This window comes from Vibrio sp. J2-4, from assembly GCF_021728155.1.
GTDB classification, from domain to species: Bacteria; Pseudomonadota; Gammaproteobacteria; order Enterobacterales; family Vibrionaceae; genus Vibrio; species Vibrio diabolicus.
This window is the reverse complement of record NZ_JAKKCN010000002.1, coordinates 63,997-81,215: the sequence shown is the minus strand read 5'-3', so window position 1 is coordinate 81,215 and position 17,219 is coordinate 63,997. Positions and strand designations below refer to the sequence as shown.

Genomic DNA, 17,219 nt, shown 5'->3' with positions numbered 1-17,219 from the left:
AATGCCCTTTGTCTCTTTTTACTTGATAGGGATTCACGTATCCTAAGCCGCTACGGAAATAAACAAAAGAACTTACCTGTGAAAGCTGAACAAAAACACACTCCGATGATGCAGCAATACCTCAAGCTAAAAGCTGAGAACCCTGAGATTTTGCTGTTCTACCGCATGGGCGATTTCTACGAACTCTTTTACGATGATGCAAAGCGAGCGTCCCAACTGCTTGATATTTCGCTAACTAAGCGCGGTTCGTCAGCTGGAGAGCCTATTCCTATGGCGGGAGTGCCATTTCACGCAGTAGAAGGCTATCTAGCAAAACTTGTTCAGCTTGGTGAATCAGTCGCAATCTGCGAACAAATTGGCGATCCAGCCACCAGCAAAGGTCCGGTAGAACGTAAAGTTGTACGTATCGTGACACCAGGTACTGTGACGGATGAAGCACTGCTTTCTGAGCGTGTCGATAACTTAATCGCAGCCATTTACCATCACAACGGTAAGTTCGGTTATGCGACGCTGGATGTCACTTCTGGTCGCTTCCAACTGACAGAACCAGAAACCGAAGAAGCGATGACAGCCGAGCTTCAGCGTACCGCACCACGTGAGCTACTATTCCCAGAAGATTTTGAACCTGTACATTTAATGGCAAGCCGCAACGGTAACCGTCGTCGCCCAGTATGGGAGTTTGAGCTTGATACGGCTAAGCAACAACTCAATCAACAGTTTGGTACTAAAGATCTGGTTGGTTTTGGCGTAGAACATGCGTCCTTAGGGTTATGTGCTGCTGGTTGTTTGATCCAGTATGTGAAAGATACGCAACGCACTGCTTTGCCTCATATTCGCTCTTTAACGTTTGATCATCAGGACCAATCCGTCATCCTTGATGCCGCTACCCGACGCAACCTGGAAATTACTCAAAATCTAGCAGGTGGAACCGATAACACACTCGCTGCGGTACTCGACCATTGTGCGACGCCGATGGGCAGCCGAATGCTGAAGCGTTGGTTACATCAGCCTATGCGTTGCATTGAAACGTTAAACAATCGTCTTGATGCGATTGGTGAGATTAAAGAACAAGCGCTGTTTGCCGATCTTCAACCAACGTTAAAACAAATTGGTGATATTGAACGTATCTTAGCACGCCTTGCACTGCGCTCTGCTCGCCCTCGCGATATGGCTAGACTTCGCAATGCCATGCAGCAGCTACCAGAGCTAGAATCTGTAACCGCTTCTTTGACCCATCCATACCTAGCAAAACTGGCGCAATACGCAGCTCCGATTGACGAAGTATGTGATCTGTTAGAGCGTGCAATTAAAGAAAATCCGCCAGTTGTTATTCGTGATGGTGGTGTGATCGCAGAAGGCTATAATGCCGAGCTCGATGAATGGCGCAAATTAGCAGACGGTGCAACAGAATACCTTGAGCAGCTTGAGCGAGATGAGCGTGAACGACACGGCATCGATACGCTTAAAGTCGGCTACAACAACGTACATGGCTTCTTTATTCAAGTGAGCCGTGGCCAGAGCCATTTGGTTCCACCGCACTATGTGCGTCGCCAAACACTCAAAAATGCCGAACGCTATATCATCCCAGAGCTCAAAGAGCACGAAGACAAAGTACTTAATTCGAAATCGAAAGCGCTGGCACTTGAAAAGCAGCTGTGGGAAGAACTGTTTGATCTGTTGATGCCAAATCTGGAGAAGCTGCAGAATTTAGCTTCTGCTCTGTCTCAACTCGATGTACTACAAAACCTAGCAGAGCGTGCAGATTCGTTGGATTACTGCCGACCAACGCTTGTGAAAGACGCTGGCATTCACATTCAAGCGGGTCGTCACCCAGTCGTAGAGCAAGTAACAACAGAACCGTTCATCGCGAACCCAATAGAGCTTAACTCAGCACGTAAAATGTTAATCATCACCGGTCCAAACATGGGTGGTAAATCCACTTACATGCGTCAAACTGCGCTGATTGCATTGATGGCACATATCGGCTCTTATGTACCTGCAGAATCTGCACAAATTGGTTCTTTAGATCGTATATTTACTCGTATTGGAGCGTCAGATGATCTTGCATCTGGTCGTTCGACCTTCATGGTAGAAATGACGGAAACCGCTAATATTCTGCACAATGCAACTAAAAACAGTTTAGTGCTAATGGATGAAATCGGTCGCGGTACCAGTACTTACGATGGCCTATCTTTAGCTTGGGCAAGTGCGGAATGGCTCGCAACACAAATTGGTGCGATGACACTATTTGCAACTCACTACTTCGAATTGACAGAGTTGCCAAACCAACTGCCAAACTTAGCGAACGTTCACTTGGATGCCGTAGAACATGGTGACAGCATTGCCTTTATGCACGCAGTTCAAGAAGGTGCGGCAAGTAAGTCTTACGGCCTAGCTGTTGCGGGCTTAGCCGGCGTACCAAAAACGGTCATCAAAAATGCGCGTAACAAACTATCTCAGCTAGAGCAACTAGGGCAAAACAGTGACGCACCACGTCCAAGTGCAGTAGATGTGGCTAACCAATTGAGTCTAATTCCAGAACCTAGCGAGATCGAACAAGCCTTATCTGGTATTGATCCTGATGATTTGACTCCACGCCAAGCACTTGAAGAGTTGTATCGTTTGAAGAAGATGCTTTAAATCGATTCACTTAAGCGAGCACAAAAGAAAAAAGGCTATGGATAACCATAGCCTTTTGCATATCTACTGAAGTACGGATTATTTAATCATCTTCGACGTTAAATAAGTTTTCCATGTTCAAACCTTGCTTGATTAAAACCTCACGAAGACGACGTAAACCTTCTACTTGGATTTGACGTACACGCTCACGTGTCAAACCAATCTCTCGACCAACTTCTTCAAGCGTCGAAGGCTCATAACCTAAAAGACCAAAACGTCGTGCAAGTACTTCTTTCTGTTTTGGATTCAACTCTTCTAACCAATGAATCAGCGATGATTTGATATCGTCATCTTGAGTCGAGACTTCTGGATCGGAGTTGTTTGCGTCGGGAATAATATCCAACAGCGCTTTTTCACCGTCACCACCGATTGGTGTGTCGACAGAGCTAATACGCTCGTTAAGGCGTAGCATTTTACTTACGTCTTCGACTGGAATATCTAACTGAGCAGCAATTTCTTCTGCGGTAGGTTCGTGATCGAGCTTCTGAGAAAGTTCACGCGCAGTACGCAGATAAATGTTCAGCTCTTTCACGACATGAATAGGTAGACGGATCGTACGAGTTTGGTTCATCAACGCACGTTCGATCGTTTGTCGGATCCACCAGGTCGCATAAGTAGAGAAGCGGAAACCACGCTCTGGATCGAACTTCTCGACCGCACGGATCAAACCAAGGTTACCTTCTTCAATCAGATCGAGTAGTGCTAGGCCTCGATTACTATATCGACGAGAGATCTTAACCACCAAACGTAGGTTACTTTCGATCATACGTTTACGTGCCGCTTCGTCGCCACGCAAGGCTCGTCGAGCATAAAGCACTTCTTCTTCGGCAGTAAGTAGAGGTGAGAAGCCAATTTCACCTAGATACAACTGAGTTGCGTCTAAGCTTTTACTGCTCGCATCAAATTCTTCACGCACAGCCGTTTTGCTTTCTGTGGATGATGATTTTTCGAGTTCGTTATCAATGGTCTTCACTGACGCATTATCAAATGCAAACTCTTCAACTTTGGTTACTGTGTTGCTGATGCTCATAACGCCTCCCCCTGGCGAGTTAGCAAGACATGACAACTCAATATGTCGCTAAATGATGTCGCAAGTTGTTTTTCAAAGTTTTAAGGCAAATAGCGTTTTGGATTCACCGATTTACCTTGATAGCGAATTTCAAAGTGTAGCTTGACTGATTTTGCACCTGAACTACCCATGGTGGCGATTTTCTGTCCGCTTTTTACACTTTGTCCTTCTGATACCAGCAGTTTGTCATTATGTGCATAGGCGCTTAAATAATTGTCGTTATGCTTTACTATAATTAAGTTGCCATAACCTCGTAGCGCATTGCCTGAATAAACAACGGTGCCGGCTGCGGTTGAAACGATAGGTTGACCACGCTGTCCTGCGATGTCGATACCTTTATTTCCCTGTTCTCCCGCCGAAAAGTTCTTGATTACTCTCCCTTTTGTTGGCCACAACCACTTAGAAACTTTATCACTCTTCGCCGTGGTAACTGGCGCTTTTTGCTTCACTTTTTGGTTATCTTTTGAACCAACATACTCCTTTGTTTTCGATTGTTCAACCTTCTTTGGAGGCTGTTTTTGTACGACTTTAGGCTTAGTCTCTGTAGGTTTTTGACTAGAGTTTTTACTTGAAGTTTTCGGTTTAGAGGCTGTTGATGTTTTCGTCACTGGGGCTGGTGGCGTCGTAACAACAGGAACCACAACGGGTTCAACTTTTTGGCCATATTTAGGGGCGACATATTTCGGAGCCCAAAGTTTTAGCCTCTGTCCAGGGTAGATGGTGTAAGGCTGAGTTAACTCATTGTAACGGACAAGATCATTTACATCTTTATCTGTGACATAAGCTATGAAGTAAAGTGTATCGCCTTTTTTTACCTCATAATAACTCCCTCTGTAACTTCCTCTTTCAAGGCTTGAATAGTCTTTCTTTAAGCTAGAGACAGGTGCAGGAGAATGCGCTGCACAACCAACTAGTCCTGCAGCAAACACAAAGCTAATACCAATATGACGTAATAACTTACTCACCTATCCCTAACCCTTAAGCTAAATCACCCGCAACCAGAGGTACAAATCGAACCATTTCCACAACAGTAGAGAGATATTCATCTCCCTTACGTTCAATTTTTAGTAACTGTTGCTCCTTATCTCCAACAGGAATCACCATCTTACCGCCATCTCTTAATTGTGCGAGAAGTGCTTGGGGGATCACTTCTGCAGCTGCAGTAACAATGATGGCATCGAAAGGACCACGAGCTTCCCAGCCTTGCCACCCATCAGCATGCTTGGTTGAAACATTGTAGATATCCAATTGTTTCAGACGGCGTTTTGCTTCCCATTGCAACGATTTAATTCGCTCAACGGAGTATACATGGTCAACAATTTTCGCCAGTACTGCGGTTTGATAACCGGAACCCGTTCCGATTTCCAGTACGTGACTCGTTGGCTCTAGTTCGAGTAACTCGGTCATACGAGCAACAATATAAGGTTGAGAAATAGTTTGTCCCTGACCAATCGGTAACGCATTGTTATCGTAGGCTTGGTGCACCATCGCTTGAGAGACAAAGCTTTCTCGTGGTAAGCGTTGGATAGCATCCAGAACTCTTTGGTCTTTGATGCCACTGGAGATAAGAAACGCTATCAACCTGTCAGCATGTGGGTTACTCATTACTTCTCTTCCTTTAACCAACTATCCATTGCACGCAGCGACTCATGAGCAGTGAGATCAACTTGCAGAGGCGTCATTGAAACTCGACCATGTTCAATCGCATAAAAGTCGGTGCCCTCCCCCGCATCTTGCTCTTTTCCTGGAGGCCCTAGCCAATAAATATCATGACCTCGCGGATCTTTCTGCTTAATCATATTCTCTGCGTGATGACGCGCACCTAAACGCGTGACTTCGATTTCGCCCAGGTTTTCTGCTGGTAAGTCAGGCACGTTTACGTTCAATAACCGATTCGTTGGAATCGGAGACGCTAAATGCTGTTGCACAATTTGACGTGCAATTTTTGCGGCAGATTCGAAATGACGCTTACCCACCAGCGAAAAAGCAACCGACTGAACACCAAGGAAATGCCCTTCCATTGCTGCAGCTACCGTTCCTGAGTAAAGAACGTCATCACCCAAATTTGCACCATGGTTGATGCCTGATAAAACAAGATCGGGCAAATCATCTTTCATCAGCTCATTCAGCGCGAAATGTACACAATCTGTAGGCGTTCCTTGCACTGAATAGATATTTGGGGCAATTTCAGTTACGCGTAATGGTTGCTCTAGTGTCAGTGAGTTCGAAGCACCTGAACGATTTCGGTCGGGTGCGACAATGGTCACTTCAGCGATATCTCGCAACTCATCAGCAAGTGCATGAATCCCTTGCGCATGTACGCCATCGTCGTTGCTGATTAAGACTCTTAGGGGCTTCGTGTTTAGTGAATCCTGTTCCATTAGTATTCTCTTTCTACTTCAACCTCATTAACTAACTCACGAACGATAGAGGTTGCAAAAGATCCTGCATCCAGTGAGAAAGTCAGCGTAATGTTGTTACCTTCAACCGTCCAAGCTAAATCTTGTGGCTTCAGCGCAATATCGCGACGGTCGTGGCGCATGCGATTACCACGAATCAGCGCCATGAGATCAGGCTCTTCATCTAAGAACGGTTGTTCTAAAGTAAGCGCATCCGCTTGAGTTGGCAGCGCATTATCACCTGCTAGGGCCGCGGTAATTGCCACTTCACCTGCAGCAAATTGTGCTTGTAGATCTGCGATATTGCTTGCATCAATCAACTGAGTGCCAGAACTTGTCTGTGCAATATCACCATCGATGAATTTATCAAACACACCATTTTCTAGACGAGCAGAAACGATACGGTTGAAGATCCACGAACGCGCCGCTGATAAATACATGCTGCGCTTATTTTGATTACGGGTACGAACGTTTTCGCGTCCCCATCGACGTGCTTCTTCAAGGTTGTTGCCATCATTGCCAAAGCGCTGACTACCAAAGTAGTTTGGCACACCAACTTGTTTCACTTTTTCAAGGCGTTGCTCTACATCTTCAACGTCAGTCACTTCAGACAAAGTGACAACAAACTCGTTCCCTATTAAGTCTCCAGGACGCAGTTTTTTGTTGTGTCGATCAGTCGCTAAGATCTCAATACTCGGATATTGAGCTAGGAATGCCGAGAAATCCGGCGTTTCCCCTTTCGGTAAATGGACACTCAGCCACTGTTCCGTCACGGCATGGCGGTCTTTAAGTCCTGCCCAGCTAACGTCTTTCGACTTTACGCCACAAGCTTTCGCCAGCTCATTCGCAACAAAACTGGTATTTTCCCCAGTTTTTCGAATGCGCACCATTAGGTGCTCGCCTTCGCCCGTAAAGGCAAAACCTAAATCCTCACGAACCTGAAAATGTTCTGGTTGCGCTTTGATTTTTGCCGATGCAACAGGCTTACCCGTTAGATAAGCCAATGAAGATAAAATATCTGACATGATGTTTTTCCGCTGTTTACACAGCATTAAGGAGCAAGTTGGTTAATTATTGCTTGAACAGAAGCACCACGGCTTCCGTTGCAATGCCTTCTTTGCGTCCAGTAAAACCGAGACGCTCTGTCGTCGTCGCTTTTACGTTAATGTTACTAATATCGGTTTCTAGGTCTTCCGCAATCGCCGCACACATCGCGTCAATATGAGGTGCCATCTTAGGTGCTTGTGCCATGATGGTGACATCGGCATTACCAAGGCGGTAGCCTTGCTCTTTGACACGACGATAAACGTCTTTCAACAATTCGCGGCTATTAGCCCCTTTCCATTTATCGTCGGTATCCGGGAAGTGACGACCAATATCACCCGCAGCAATCGCGCCAAGCAGCGCATCAGTCAAAGCATGAAGAGCAACATCTCCATCTGAGTGGGCTACTAAGCCCTGCTCGTAAGGGATAGCAACACCACCGATAATGACCGGGCCTTCACCACCGAGTTTATGTACATCGAAACCATGACCAATTCGAATCATTTTTTATCCTTTCTTTTTTAGCCGCGCTCACGGCTCAGATAAAACTCCGCTAACGCGAGATCTTCTGGCTGAGTAATTTTTATGTTATTCGCATTACCCTGGACTAAAGCAGGCGTTTCGCCCAACCACTCTAAAGCCGATGCTTCATCCGTGATGGCTACGCCTTGTTCTAATGCGTCAGCCAGTGCTCGAGTCAGTTGTTGAGTTTTAAACATTTGTGGAGTTAATGCATGCCACAATGCTTCTCTCTCTACCGTATGACCGATATCTTGTGCTACGTTTGCTCGCTTCATTGTGTCTCTCACTGGAGATGCGAGGATGCCACCCGTTGGGTGAGCGCAGCAAACATCAATCAAACGGTCAATGTCGGATGTTAATACACATGGCCTTGCAGCGTCGTGGACCAATACCCACTCGCTTTCCAGATGTTCATTGACATAGTTTAGCCCTGAAAGTACGGAATCAGCGCGCTCTTTGCCACCCGCGACTTGAATTACATCGGGATGGTTCGCGATGGTTAACTCAGGAAAATAAGGGTCACCTTCGGTAATGGCGACAACCACTTTCGAAATTCGTGGGTGCGACAGCAACTTTTCTACAGTGTGTTCCAGCACCGCTTTTCCGTCGATCAATAAATATTGCTTCGGGCGGTCAGCCTTCATTCGACTACCGACACCAGCAGCGGGAACAATTGCGACATGCGATGAGTTCACATCCAACATTTTAATGATTTTCCTCACCTATAATGCGGTAGAAAGTCTCGCCATCTTTAACTAAACCAAGCTCATGACGCGCACGTTCTTCAATCGCATCAAGACCTTGCCTTAAGTCATCAATCTCAGCAAACATTTCATTATTGCGAGCTTGTAGCTTGCTGTTCACTTGTTGCTGAACTTCAATTTCATCTTTTACTGTGTAGTAGTCAGACACTCCGTTTTTACCAAACCATAGAGTGTATTGAAGCAAGCCAAACAGTAGCGTAAGGGCTATAACAAAGATTCGCATATCGCTGCTAACATTCTGTACCGGAAGGAATTAGATAAGGTGACATATATAGCATAAATGCGAGGTCGCCTCTAGGGGAGAAAGGGAGACTCACACGCTCCTTACAAGAAATAAGCAGCAAAATGAAACAAAGACATATGAAGCTATTCTTAGCACTCACCAAAGTAAGACCAAGAAATACAAGCCTATAGATACAAAAACACCCCGCAAAATCAGGGTATTTTCAAAGCTTCAATCTAAGCGGTTAATCCAATGAAGAACTAAGCTTGAACTTCTTTAAGAGCGCTTCTTTGAAACATGGAGGAGCGTGCTCATCTAGAGCTTCCTCGATGCAGATAAATGGGTTGCTTTCTTTAGGTATGGCAAGCAACACGGCCAGAACGGCTCATCGCTCTTAAATAAAAAACGCCCCACCGAAGTGGAGCGTTTCTAGAAAGCTATTTAGCTAAACTTATTCAATTAAGAATTAAGCTTGACCTTTAACTTCTTTAAGACCGTTGAAAGGAGCGCGCTCACCTAGAGCTTCCTCGATACGGATTAGTTGGTTGTACTTAGCAACACGGTCAGAACGGCTCATAGAACCAGTTTTGATTTGACCTGCAGCAGTACCTACCGCTAGGTCAGCGATAGTTGCATCTTCAGTTTCGCCAGAACGGTGAGAGATTACTGCTGTGTAACCTGCGTCTTTAGCCATCTTGATTGCAGCTAGAGTCTCAGTTAGAGAACCGATTTGGTTGAACTTGATAAGGATAGAGTTAGCTACGCCTTTCTCGATACCTTCAGCAAGGATCTTAGTGTTAGTAACGAATAGGTCGTCACCTACTAGTTGAAGTTTGTCACCTAGTAGTTCAGTTTGGTGCTTGAAGCCATCCCAGTCAGACTCGTCTAGACCGTCTTCGATAGAAACGATTGGGAATTGGTTAGCTAGCTCAGCTAGGTAGTGGTTGAACTCTTCAGAAGTGAAAGTTTTACCTTCGCCTTTCATGTTGTAGATGCCAGCTTCTTTGTCGAAGAACTCAGATGCTGCACAGTCCATCGCTAGAGTAACGTCTTTACCTAGTTCGTAACCAGCAGCTGCAACAGCTTCTGCGATAACTTCTAGAGCTTCAGCGTTAGATTTAAGGTTAGGAGCGAAACCACCTTCGTCACCAACTGCAGTGCTGTAGCCTTTAGACTTAAGAACTTTAGCTAGGTTGTGGAATACTTCTGCACCGATACGTAGACCTTCTTTAAGAGTCTTAGCACCAACTGGTTGGATCATGAACTCTTGGATGTCAACGTTGTTGTCTGCGTGCTCACCACCGTTGATGATGTTCATCATTGGTAGAGGCATAGAGAACTGACCAGCTGTACCGTTTAGTTCAGCGATGTGCTCGTATAGAGGCATGCCTTTAGCTGCAGCAGCAGCTTTAGCGTTTGCTAGAGAAACAGCTAGGATAGCGTTAGCACCGAATTTAGATTTGTTTTCAGTGCCGTCTAGTTCGATCATTACTGCGTCGATTGCAGCTTGGTCTTTAGCGTCTTTGCCAACTAGAGCTTCAGCGATTGGGCCGTTTACAGCTTCAACTGCTTTAAGAACACCTTTACCTAGGAAACGTGCTTTGTCACCGTCACGTAGCTCAAGAGCTTCGCGAGAACCAGTAGATGCGCCAGATGGAGCTGCCGCCATACCTACGAAACCGCCTTCTAGGTGTACTTCAGCTTCTACAGTTGGGTTACCACGTGAGTCGATGATTTCACGACCTAGAACTTTAACGATCTTAGACATTAATGTTTCCTCTCGTTTCAAATATAAATGTCAATTTTAAAGGGCAGCAGCACAACCTTCGCCGCCGCCCGTATCCTTTTACTTCTCGAATTCGCCGCGTGCGTTTTGGCCCGCAGCCTTAACGAAACCTGCAAACAATGGGTGACCATCGCGAGGAGTCGATGTGAATTCTGGGTGGAACTGAGCCGCTACAAACCATGGGTGAGCTGGGTTCTCAATCATTTCCACTAACTTCTTGTCCGCTGATAGGCCAGAAACTTTCAGACCTGCTTTTTCGATTTGCGGACGAAGCACATTATTCACTTCGTAACGGTGACGGTGACGTTCATGGATCGTCGCGCTACCGTAAAGTTCACGAGCTTTCGTACCTTTCTCTAGGTGACATAGCTGTGAACCAAGACGCATCGTACCACCTAGGTCAGACTTTTCAGTACGCTCTTCTACGTTACCTGACTCGTCTACCCACTCTGTGATCAAACCTACCACAGGGTACTTAGTCTCTTTGTTAAATTCTGTTGAATGTGCACCTTCCATACCCGCAACGTTACGCGCGTATTCAATTAGTGCAACTTGCATACCCAAACAAATACCTAGGTAAGGCACATTGTTTTCACGTGCATATTGAGCCGCACGGATCTTGCCTTCAATACCACGATCGCCGAAGCCACCTGGAACTAGGATCGCGTCTAAGCCTTCTAGCAGCTCAACGCCTTTTGTTTCGATATCTTGTGAGTCTACATACTTAATTGTGACACTTAGACGGTTTTTCAAGCCAGCGTGTTTAAGCGCTTCGTTCACAGACTTGTATGCATCTGGCAATTCAGTGTATTTACCAACCATACCGATGGTTACTTCACCAGTAGGATTTGCTTCTTCGTAAATAACCTGTTCCCACTCAGAAAGGTCAGCTTCAGGAGCTGTGATGCCAAAGCGAGCACACACAAGATCATCTAGACCTTGAGACTTGATCAATTGAGGAATCTTGTAGATAGAATCTACGTCCTTCATTGAAATTACTGCTTTTTCTGGAACGTTACAGAATAGTGCGATTTTCTTACGTTCATTCGCTGGAATAACGCGGTCGCTACGGCAAACCAGGATATCTGGCTGAATACCGATAGATAGAAGTTCTTTTACAGAGTGTTGAGTTGGCTTAGTTTTCACTTCGCCCGCTGCCGCTAGGTAAGGAACAAGTGTTAGGTGCATGAACATTGCGCGCTCACGGCCTAGTTCAACGGCTAGCTGACGAATCGCTTCCATAAATGGTAGTGATTCGATATCACCAACGGTACCGCCAACTTCAACGATAGCTACATCATGGCCTTCAGAGCCAGCAATTACACGGTCTTTGATCGCGTTAGTGATGTGAGGGATAACTTGAATAGTTGCGCCTAGGTAGTCACCACGACGTTCTTTACGAAGTACGTCGGCATAAACACGACCTGCAGTGAAGTTGTTACGCTTGGTCATCTTGGTACGGATGAAACGCTCGTAGTGACCAAGGTCAAGGTCAGTCTCTGCGCCATCTTCTGTAACGAACACTTCACCGTGCTGAGTAGGGCTCATTGTGCCCGGGTCAACGTTGATGTAAGGGTCAAGCTTCATCATAGTCACTTTAAGACCACGAGCTTCTAGAATAGCCGCAAGAGATGCTGCTGCAATACCTTTACCTAGAGAGGATACAACCCCGCCAGTAACAAAAATGTAATTTGTCGTCATGTTTAACCTGAAATTGGTTGAATGAGGGAAATGGAGTGCTTCTGGACGGGAGATAAATATACCAGAAGCTCCTTACCGCCACAACGTGAAATCTATCACACCGTAATTTTTTATTTTTTGCTTCAAATCAAAGTGAGCAAAGACAAACCAAAGTCCGTTTTCGTGTTAAGAGGCAAACTGGCCTCATATTGTATATTCCGCCTATTTCCCCTATCTAGACTCTTCTCGCTTTACTTCATCCCAGAAATCATCGAGCTCTGATAAAGAACAATCTGTAAGCGCTTTGCCTGACAGCTGGACCTTTCCTTCAACTTGCTTGAAACGTCTCGCAAACTTTAAGTTTGCTTTACCTAGTGCGACTTCTGGATTTTTATCAAGATGGCGTGCCAAATTGACGGTCGCAAATAGCAAATCGCCGAGCTCCAACTCCACTTTTTCTTCATCTGGCTGGACTTGTAGTGCTTCTTCCATGACTTCATCAATTTCTTCTCGCACCTTATCGACGACCGGGCCAAGAGAGTCCCAGTCAAATCCATATTTCGCACATTTTTTCTGTATCTTTGTAGCACGAGAAAGTGCTGGCAAAGAGTTTGGTATTGAGTCTAGGATACTTTCTTCCGCTTTGCCCACCTGCGCTTTTTCTTTTGCTTTTTCGGCTTCCCAGTTGGCGTTGATTTCCTCGTCCGATTCAAACTCAACATCTGAAAAAACATGCGGATGACGGCGAGTCAGTTTTTCATTCACAGTTTCGACAACATCCGAAAAGTCGAACAGCTCTTGCTCTTTCGCTAGCTGACTGTAAAAAATCACCTGAAACAACAAATCCCCTAGCTCTTCTTTTAGATTCGGCCAATCTCGATTTTGAATCGCGTCCACCACTTCGTAAGTTTCTTCGATGGTGTGCGGAACGATGGTGTCAAAGGTTTGTTTTAAGTCCCAAGGGCAACCGTTTTCTGGGTCACGCAACTTCGCCATGATTTGTTCTAATTGTTCAATTGGATGACTCATTTTTTGTTCCTTTAAACCTTTCTACTAAAGAAAAAGGTGAGCAGCCAAAACCACTCACCTTAAGTTATTTCATTGGTCGTTTTTTACTAAACAGTTGGCTCTTTTAGCAAGGCAGCAAACTTATGAGACTCCTGAGCATGGTTCACCATGTGATGGAGCGAATAAGTGCAGCTAACGCAGATAAAAAGCCAAATGTGACGCAAAAATTAGCCGAGGCGTTTCACCGTCATGACATCCTTTATTTGTTCTACCCGCTTCGAAACACGAGAAAGCACCTCAATATTGGTGACTTCTAGGTCAAAGTCCATGATGGCAAGTTGACGTCTGTAATCGACTCGGTTCTTCATACTGGTCACTTTGATCTTTTCGTTGGCGAACAGTGTCGTAATGTCTTTGAGTAGACCACCTCGCTCCATCGCTTCAACACGGACGGTGAGGATGTATGACCCGACGAAGCCGCTGCCCCAGACAGTATCGATGATACGCTCTGGCGCGTGATGGCGCAGTTCTTCTAGCTGTTCACAGTCACTACGGTGTACTGAAATCCCGCGGCCTTGCGTGATGTAACCACAGATATCGTCACCTGGAATTGGCTGACAGCAACGCGCTAGGTGCGTCATTAGGTTATCAACGCCTTCTACAACGACGGCGTCTTTTTTCGGTCGGCTTTGCGCTGGTGATTTGTGCTCTGCTTCTTGCAGTTTTTCCAGTGCTTGCTGATCTTCTTCCTCTGCCGTTGGCTTGTTAACTAACGCGTTAATATGGTTAATGATTTGGTTGATGCGCAAATCACCGCTACCTACACCAACATACAATTCATCTGGTGTTTTGACGTTAAACCGCTTGAGGGCGTAATGCTCTGCATCTTTTAACGTTGCGCCAATTTTGGCTAACTCATGCTCAAGGATTTCTCGACCTGCTTCAAGATTCTTCTCACGGCTTTGTTTTCGGAACCAGGCGTTAATTTTGGCACGCGCACGACCAGAATGAACGAAGCCTAATGATGGGTTTAACCAGTCACGTGATGGGTTAGGTTCTTTCTGAGTGATAATCTCGACTTGGTCACCCATATGTAATTTATGCGTGAACGGCACAATACGACCTCCGACTTTGGCACCGATACAACGGTGTCCCACTTCGGAGTGAATGTGATAGGCAAAATCTAGCGGCGTTGCCCCCATTGGCAAATCGACAACATCACCACGTGGTGTAAAGGCATAAACACGGTCATCAAAGACTTGGCTACGCAGCTCATCGAGCATTTCGCCAGAGTCAGACATTTCTTCTTGCCAATCCAATAGCTTACGCAGCCACGTGATCTTCTCATCATAACCGCTTCGGCTGCTTGCCCCTTCTTTATATTTCCAGTGCGCTGCAACCCCCAGTTCCGACTCTTCATGCATTTGCTTGGTACGAATCTGGATCTCGATGGTTTTGCCTTCTGGCCCTAGAATTACTGTATGGATCGATTGATAACCGTTTGGTTTAGGGTTAGCAACGTAGTCATCAAACTCGCTCGGTAGGTGCTTGTATTTGGTGTGAACTACGCCTAAAGCCGCGTAACAATCTTGCAGTTTGTCTGCGATGATACGCACTGCTCGCACATCAAACAGCTCATCAAAGGCCAAACTCTTTTTCTGCATTTTTCGCCAAATGCTGTAGATGTGCTTAGGTCGACCACTCACTTCGGCATTGATGCCCGACACTTCCATTTCGTGCGTGAGGTCTTCAACAAAGTCTTTGATGTACTGTTCACGAACGATGCGTCGCTCAGAAAGCTGTTTGGCAATTTGTTTGTAAGTTTCCGGTTGTTGGTAGCGGAAAGCGTAATCTTCAATTTCCCATTTCAGCTGACCGATGCCTAATCGGTTTGCTAGCGGCGCATAGATGTTGGCACACTCTTTTGCCGCCGCACGTCGAACTTCATCTGGCGCTTTTTTAACTTCAATAAGGTTACAAATTCGTTCCGCGAGCTTGATAACTACGCAGCGGAAGTCATCCACCATGGCAAGCAGCATACGGCGTACGTTATCTACCTGAGATGACGCTGCACTGCCTTCCATGTTGACGTTGAGTTGGCCAATAGCAGCCATTTCTTCAACGCCGTCGATTAATTTTATGATTTCTTTGCTGTATTTCTCTTCCAGAATTTCTCTGTTAAAAGCACCACTTGAAACCAAAGGAAACAGTTGTGCAGCCACTAAGGTGGCCTGATCCATAGACAAGGTGATCAAAATTTCGATCATTTCTCGTCCACGCCACAACAACAGTTCCGCTTGCTCGTTATCGGCTAATACCGTCTGGCAATCTCGATATACTTCGATTAAGCGTGAGGCTGTGTTTTTCTCTTGTCCTAGGCTAGCCACCCAGTTTTCGAGTTCAAACTGTTCATCTTGGTTTAAATGCGCGCTTCTTACCGCAACCATCTCATCATCCTAATTATTATATTCGTGTGGTTTGACTAACACCGTCCAGGTTAGTTCTTTTACCTGCGCGTAAACGCTGGCTTTATGACCACCCACCACAAATAAGGGGCCAAAGTCCTAAAGTTAGGACTTTTCAAACAATGCCATCGATTCTAGATGACTGGTATGAGGGAACATGTCCAGCATACCTAATTTAGTTAATTTATAGCCTTGCTCCATCAAGCTTTGGCTGTCCCTAGCAAGGGTAGCAGGATTACAAGAAACATAAACTACACGCTGTGCGCCAAGCTCAGAAACTTGATCGATGATCCCACTTGCCCCCGCGCGTGCTGGGTCTAACAGCACTTTATCAAACTGTTCTGCCGTCCAGACCTGCCCTTCAAAATCTTGCTCAAGGTTAGCGTGATAAAATTGCGCATTATTGATTTGGTTCAAGGATGCATTATTTGTGGCTTTTTCGACCATCTCTGCAACACCCTCGACACCAACCACGTGCTTAGCTAACTTCGCAATCGGTAAACTGAAGTTGCCTACGCCGCAAAACAAATCTAACACTCGGTCACTCTTTTGCGGGTCTAACCACTCAACCGCTTGCTTGACCATTTTTTTGTTTACGGCTTGGTTCACTTGAATAAAATTATTTGGCGCAAAAGGAATTTTCACGCCAACTTCTTGATAGAAAGGCATATCGCCTTCAACAAGGTTTAGCTGATCTGTTGCTGGCATTAGGTACAGCGATGCACCATGACGTTTTGCCAACTCCGTTAGAGATTGAGTTTCACTCGCTGTCAGAGCACTCAAGTGACGCAACGTAATACACGGCCCATTATCACCAAGTACCAGCTCTACATGACCCAATTGCTCCGGCTTTTTAAACGCTTTTAGTGCTGAATAAATCTCTGGAAGCAGAACGTTCAGTTCCGGCGCCAGCACTGGGCAGTCGGTCACTTGCGCAATTTGCTTACTCTGCTTTTTACGGAAACCAAAATGTAGCTGACGTGTTTTTTTATCGACAAATAAGCTCACTCGCGCACGACGACGATAGGCCAGTGAATCCCCTAATAATGGCGCATCAAGCTCGATATCATTGCCTGAAAATTTTCGCATCAGCTGACGCAGTGTTTGCTGTTTGTACGTCAATTGTTGGTCATAATCTAGATGTTGCAAATCACAGCCACCACACTCGTGGTAATGCGGACAAAATGGCTCCACGCGAGTGTCACTCGGCTTGAGAATCTTAATCAGTTTACCGCGAGCAAATTTACTTTTTTCTTCCACTAACTGCGTGACGACTTCTTCTCCCGGCAATGCGCCATCAATAAACAGCGGTTTTTTCTTTAGGTAAGCAATACCTGCGCCGTGGTGATCTAAACGCTCCACTTGCACCGCTTGATGACGAGTATTGAGTTGGGTTTTCTTTTTCGGTTGAAAGATGCGTGCCATGCTCTATGCCTGATTTATGTCTAATTGCTCTTCGGCTTCACTATTCTTGATTGCAGCCGTTGTGTGATTCGAGTGACTTGATTATGCTTACCGTTTATTAGGTGACGTCACTTCTTTGCTCAACGCCTTATCGTGCGCTTGAGAAATAATGCGTT

General features: G+C 45.7%; 14 protein-coding genes. 1 reads left to right on the top strand and 13 read right to left on the bottom strand.

What is annotated here, in order from left to right:
• Positions 1-78 precede the first annotated feature (78 nt).
• On the top strand, positions 79-2,640 hold the full coding sequence (gene mutS / locus L3V32_RS05775; RefSeq protein WP_237283968.1) for a DNA mismatch repair protein MutS: 2,562 nt from the start codon (positions 79-81) through the stop codon (positions 2,638-2,640).
• Between the two features lie 82 nt (positions 2,641-2,722).
• Here the strand turns inward: mutS and rpoS are convergent, their stop codons facing one another.
• The 13 genes from rpoS to rlmD all read right to left on the bottom strand — a co-directional run bounded on the left by rpoS (position 2,723) and on the right by rlmD (position 17,064).
• Positions 2,723-3,709: an RNA polymerase sigma factor RpoS gene (gene rpoS / locus L3V32_RS05770; RefSeq protein WP_237283967.1), complete on the bottom strand. Its 987-nt coding sequence runs from the start codon at positions 3,707-3,709 to the stop codon at positions 2,723-2,725.
• A gap of 80 nt (positions 3,710-3,789) precedes the next feature.
• Positions 3,790-4,713 (bottom strand): peptidoglycan DD-metalloendopeptidase family protein, encoded by a 924-nt coding sequence (locus L3V32_RS05765; RefSeq protein ID WP_006743295.1) that lies wholly within the window; start codon positions 4,711-4,713, stop codon positions 3,790-3,792.
• Between the two features lie 13 nt (positions 4,714-4,726).
• Entirely contained in the window at positions 4,727-5,353 is a 627-nt protein-coding gene (locus tag L3V32_RS05760; RefSeq protein ID WP_237283966.1) for a protein-L-isoaspartate(D-aspartate) O-methyltransferase, read from the bottom strand.
• A complete protein-coding gene (surE, locus tag L3V32_RS05755) occupies positions 5,353-6,129 on the bottom strand; it encodes a 5'/3'-nucleotidase SurE (RefSeq protein WP_237283965.1) in 777 nt (258 codons plus the stop codon). The genes L3V32_RS05760 and surE overlap by 1 nt, the downstream gene beginning before the upstream one ends.
• Positions 6,129-7,172 carry a tRNA pseudouridine(13) synthase TruD gene (gene truD, locus L3V32_RS05750; protein WP_237283964.1) on the bottom strand — a complete coding sequence of 348 codons (1,044 nt, stop codon included), beginning with the start codon at positions 7,170-7,172 and terminating at the stop codon, positions 6,129-6,131. Before truD ends, surE begins: the two co-directional genes overlap by 1 nt.
• Before the next feature lie 46 nt (positions 7,173-7,218).
• Positions 7,219-7,695 (bottom strand): 2-C-methyl-D-erythritol 2,4-cyclodiphosphate synthase, encoded by a 477-nt coding sequence (ispF, locus tag L3V32_RS05745; protein ID WP_237283963.1) that lies wholly within the window; start codon positions 7,693-7,695, stop codon positions 7,219-7,221.
• A gap of 17 nt (positions 7,696-7,712) precedes the next feature.
• Entirely contained in the window at positions 7,713-8,417 is a 705-nt protein-coding gene (gene ispD, locus L3V32_RS05740) for a 2-C-methyl-D-erythritol 4-phosphate cytidylyltransferase (protein ID WP_047008818.1), read from the bottom strand.
• Between the two features lies 1 nt (position 8,418).
• Positions 8,419-8,700 carry a cell division protein FtsB gene (gene ftsB, locus L3V32_RS05735; protein WP_005380907.1) on the bottom strand — a complete coding sequence of 94 codons (282 nt, stop codon included), beginning with the start codon at positions 8,698-8,700 and terminating at the stop codon, positions 8,419-8,421.
• A 466-nt stretch (positions 8,701-9,166) separates the two neighbouring features.
• Entirely contained in the window at positions 9,167-10,468 is a 1,302-nt protein-coding gene (gene eno / locus L3V32_RS05730) for a phosphopyruvate hydratase (RefSeq protein ID WP_005383785.1), read from the bottom strand.
• A 78-nt stretch (positions 10,469-10,546) separates the two neighbouring features.
• Complete coding sequence (locus L3V32_RS05725; RefSeq protein WP_005393892.1) at positions 10,547-12,187, bottom strand: CTP synthase; 1,641 nt, start codon at positions 12,185-12,187, stop codon at positions 10,547-10,549.
• A 210-nt stretch (positions 12,188-12,397) separates the two neighbouring features.
• Complete coding sequence (mazG, locus tag L3V32_RS05720; RefSeq protein ID WP_237283962.1) at positions 12,398-13,195, bottom strand: nucleoside triphosphate pyrophosphohydrolase; 798 nt, start codon at positions 13,193-13,195, stop codon at positions 12,398-12,400.
• Positions 13,196-13,401: 206 nt separating this feature from the next.
• On the bottom strand, positions 13,402-15,621 hold the full coding sequence (gene relA, locus L3V32_RS05715) for a GTP diphosphokinase (RefSeq protein WP_005393896.1): 2,220 nt from the start codon (positions 15,619-15,621) through the stop codon (positions 13,402-13,404).
• 123 nt (positions 15,622-15,744) lie between these two features.
• Positions 15,745-17,064, bottom strand: coding sequence for a 23S rRNA (uracil(1939)-C(5))-methyltransferase RlmD (rlmD, locus tag L3V32_RS05710; protein WP_176320199.1), 1,320 nt, complete (start codon positions 17,062-17,064; stop codon positions 15,745-15,747).
• Between the last annotated feature and the right edge of the window lie 155 nt (positions 17,065-17,219).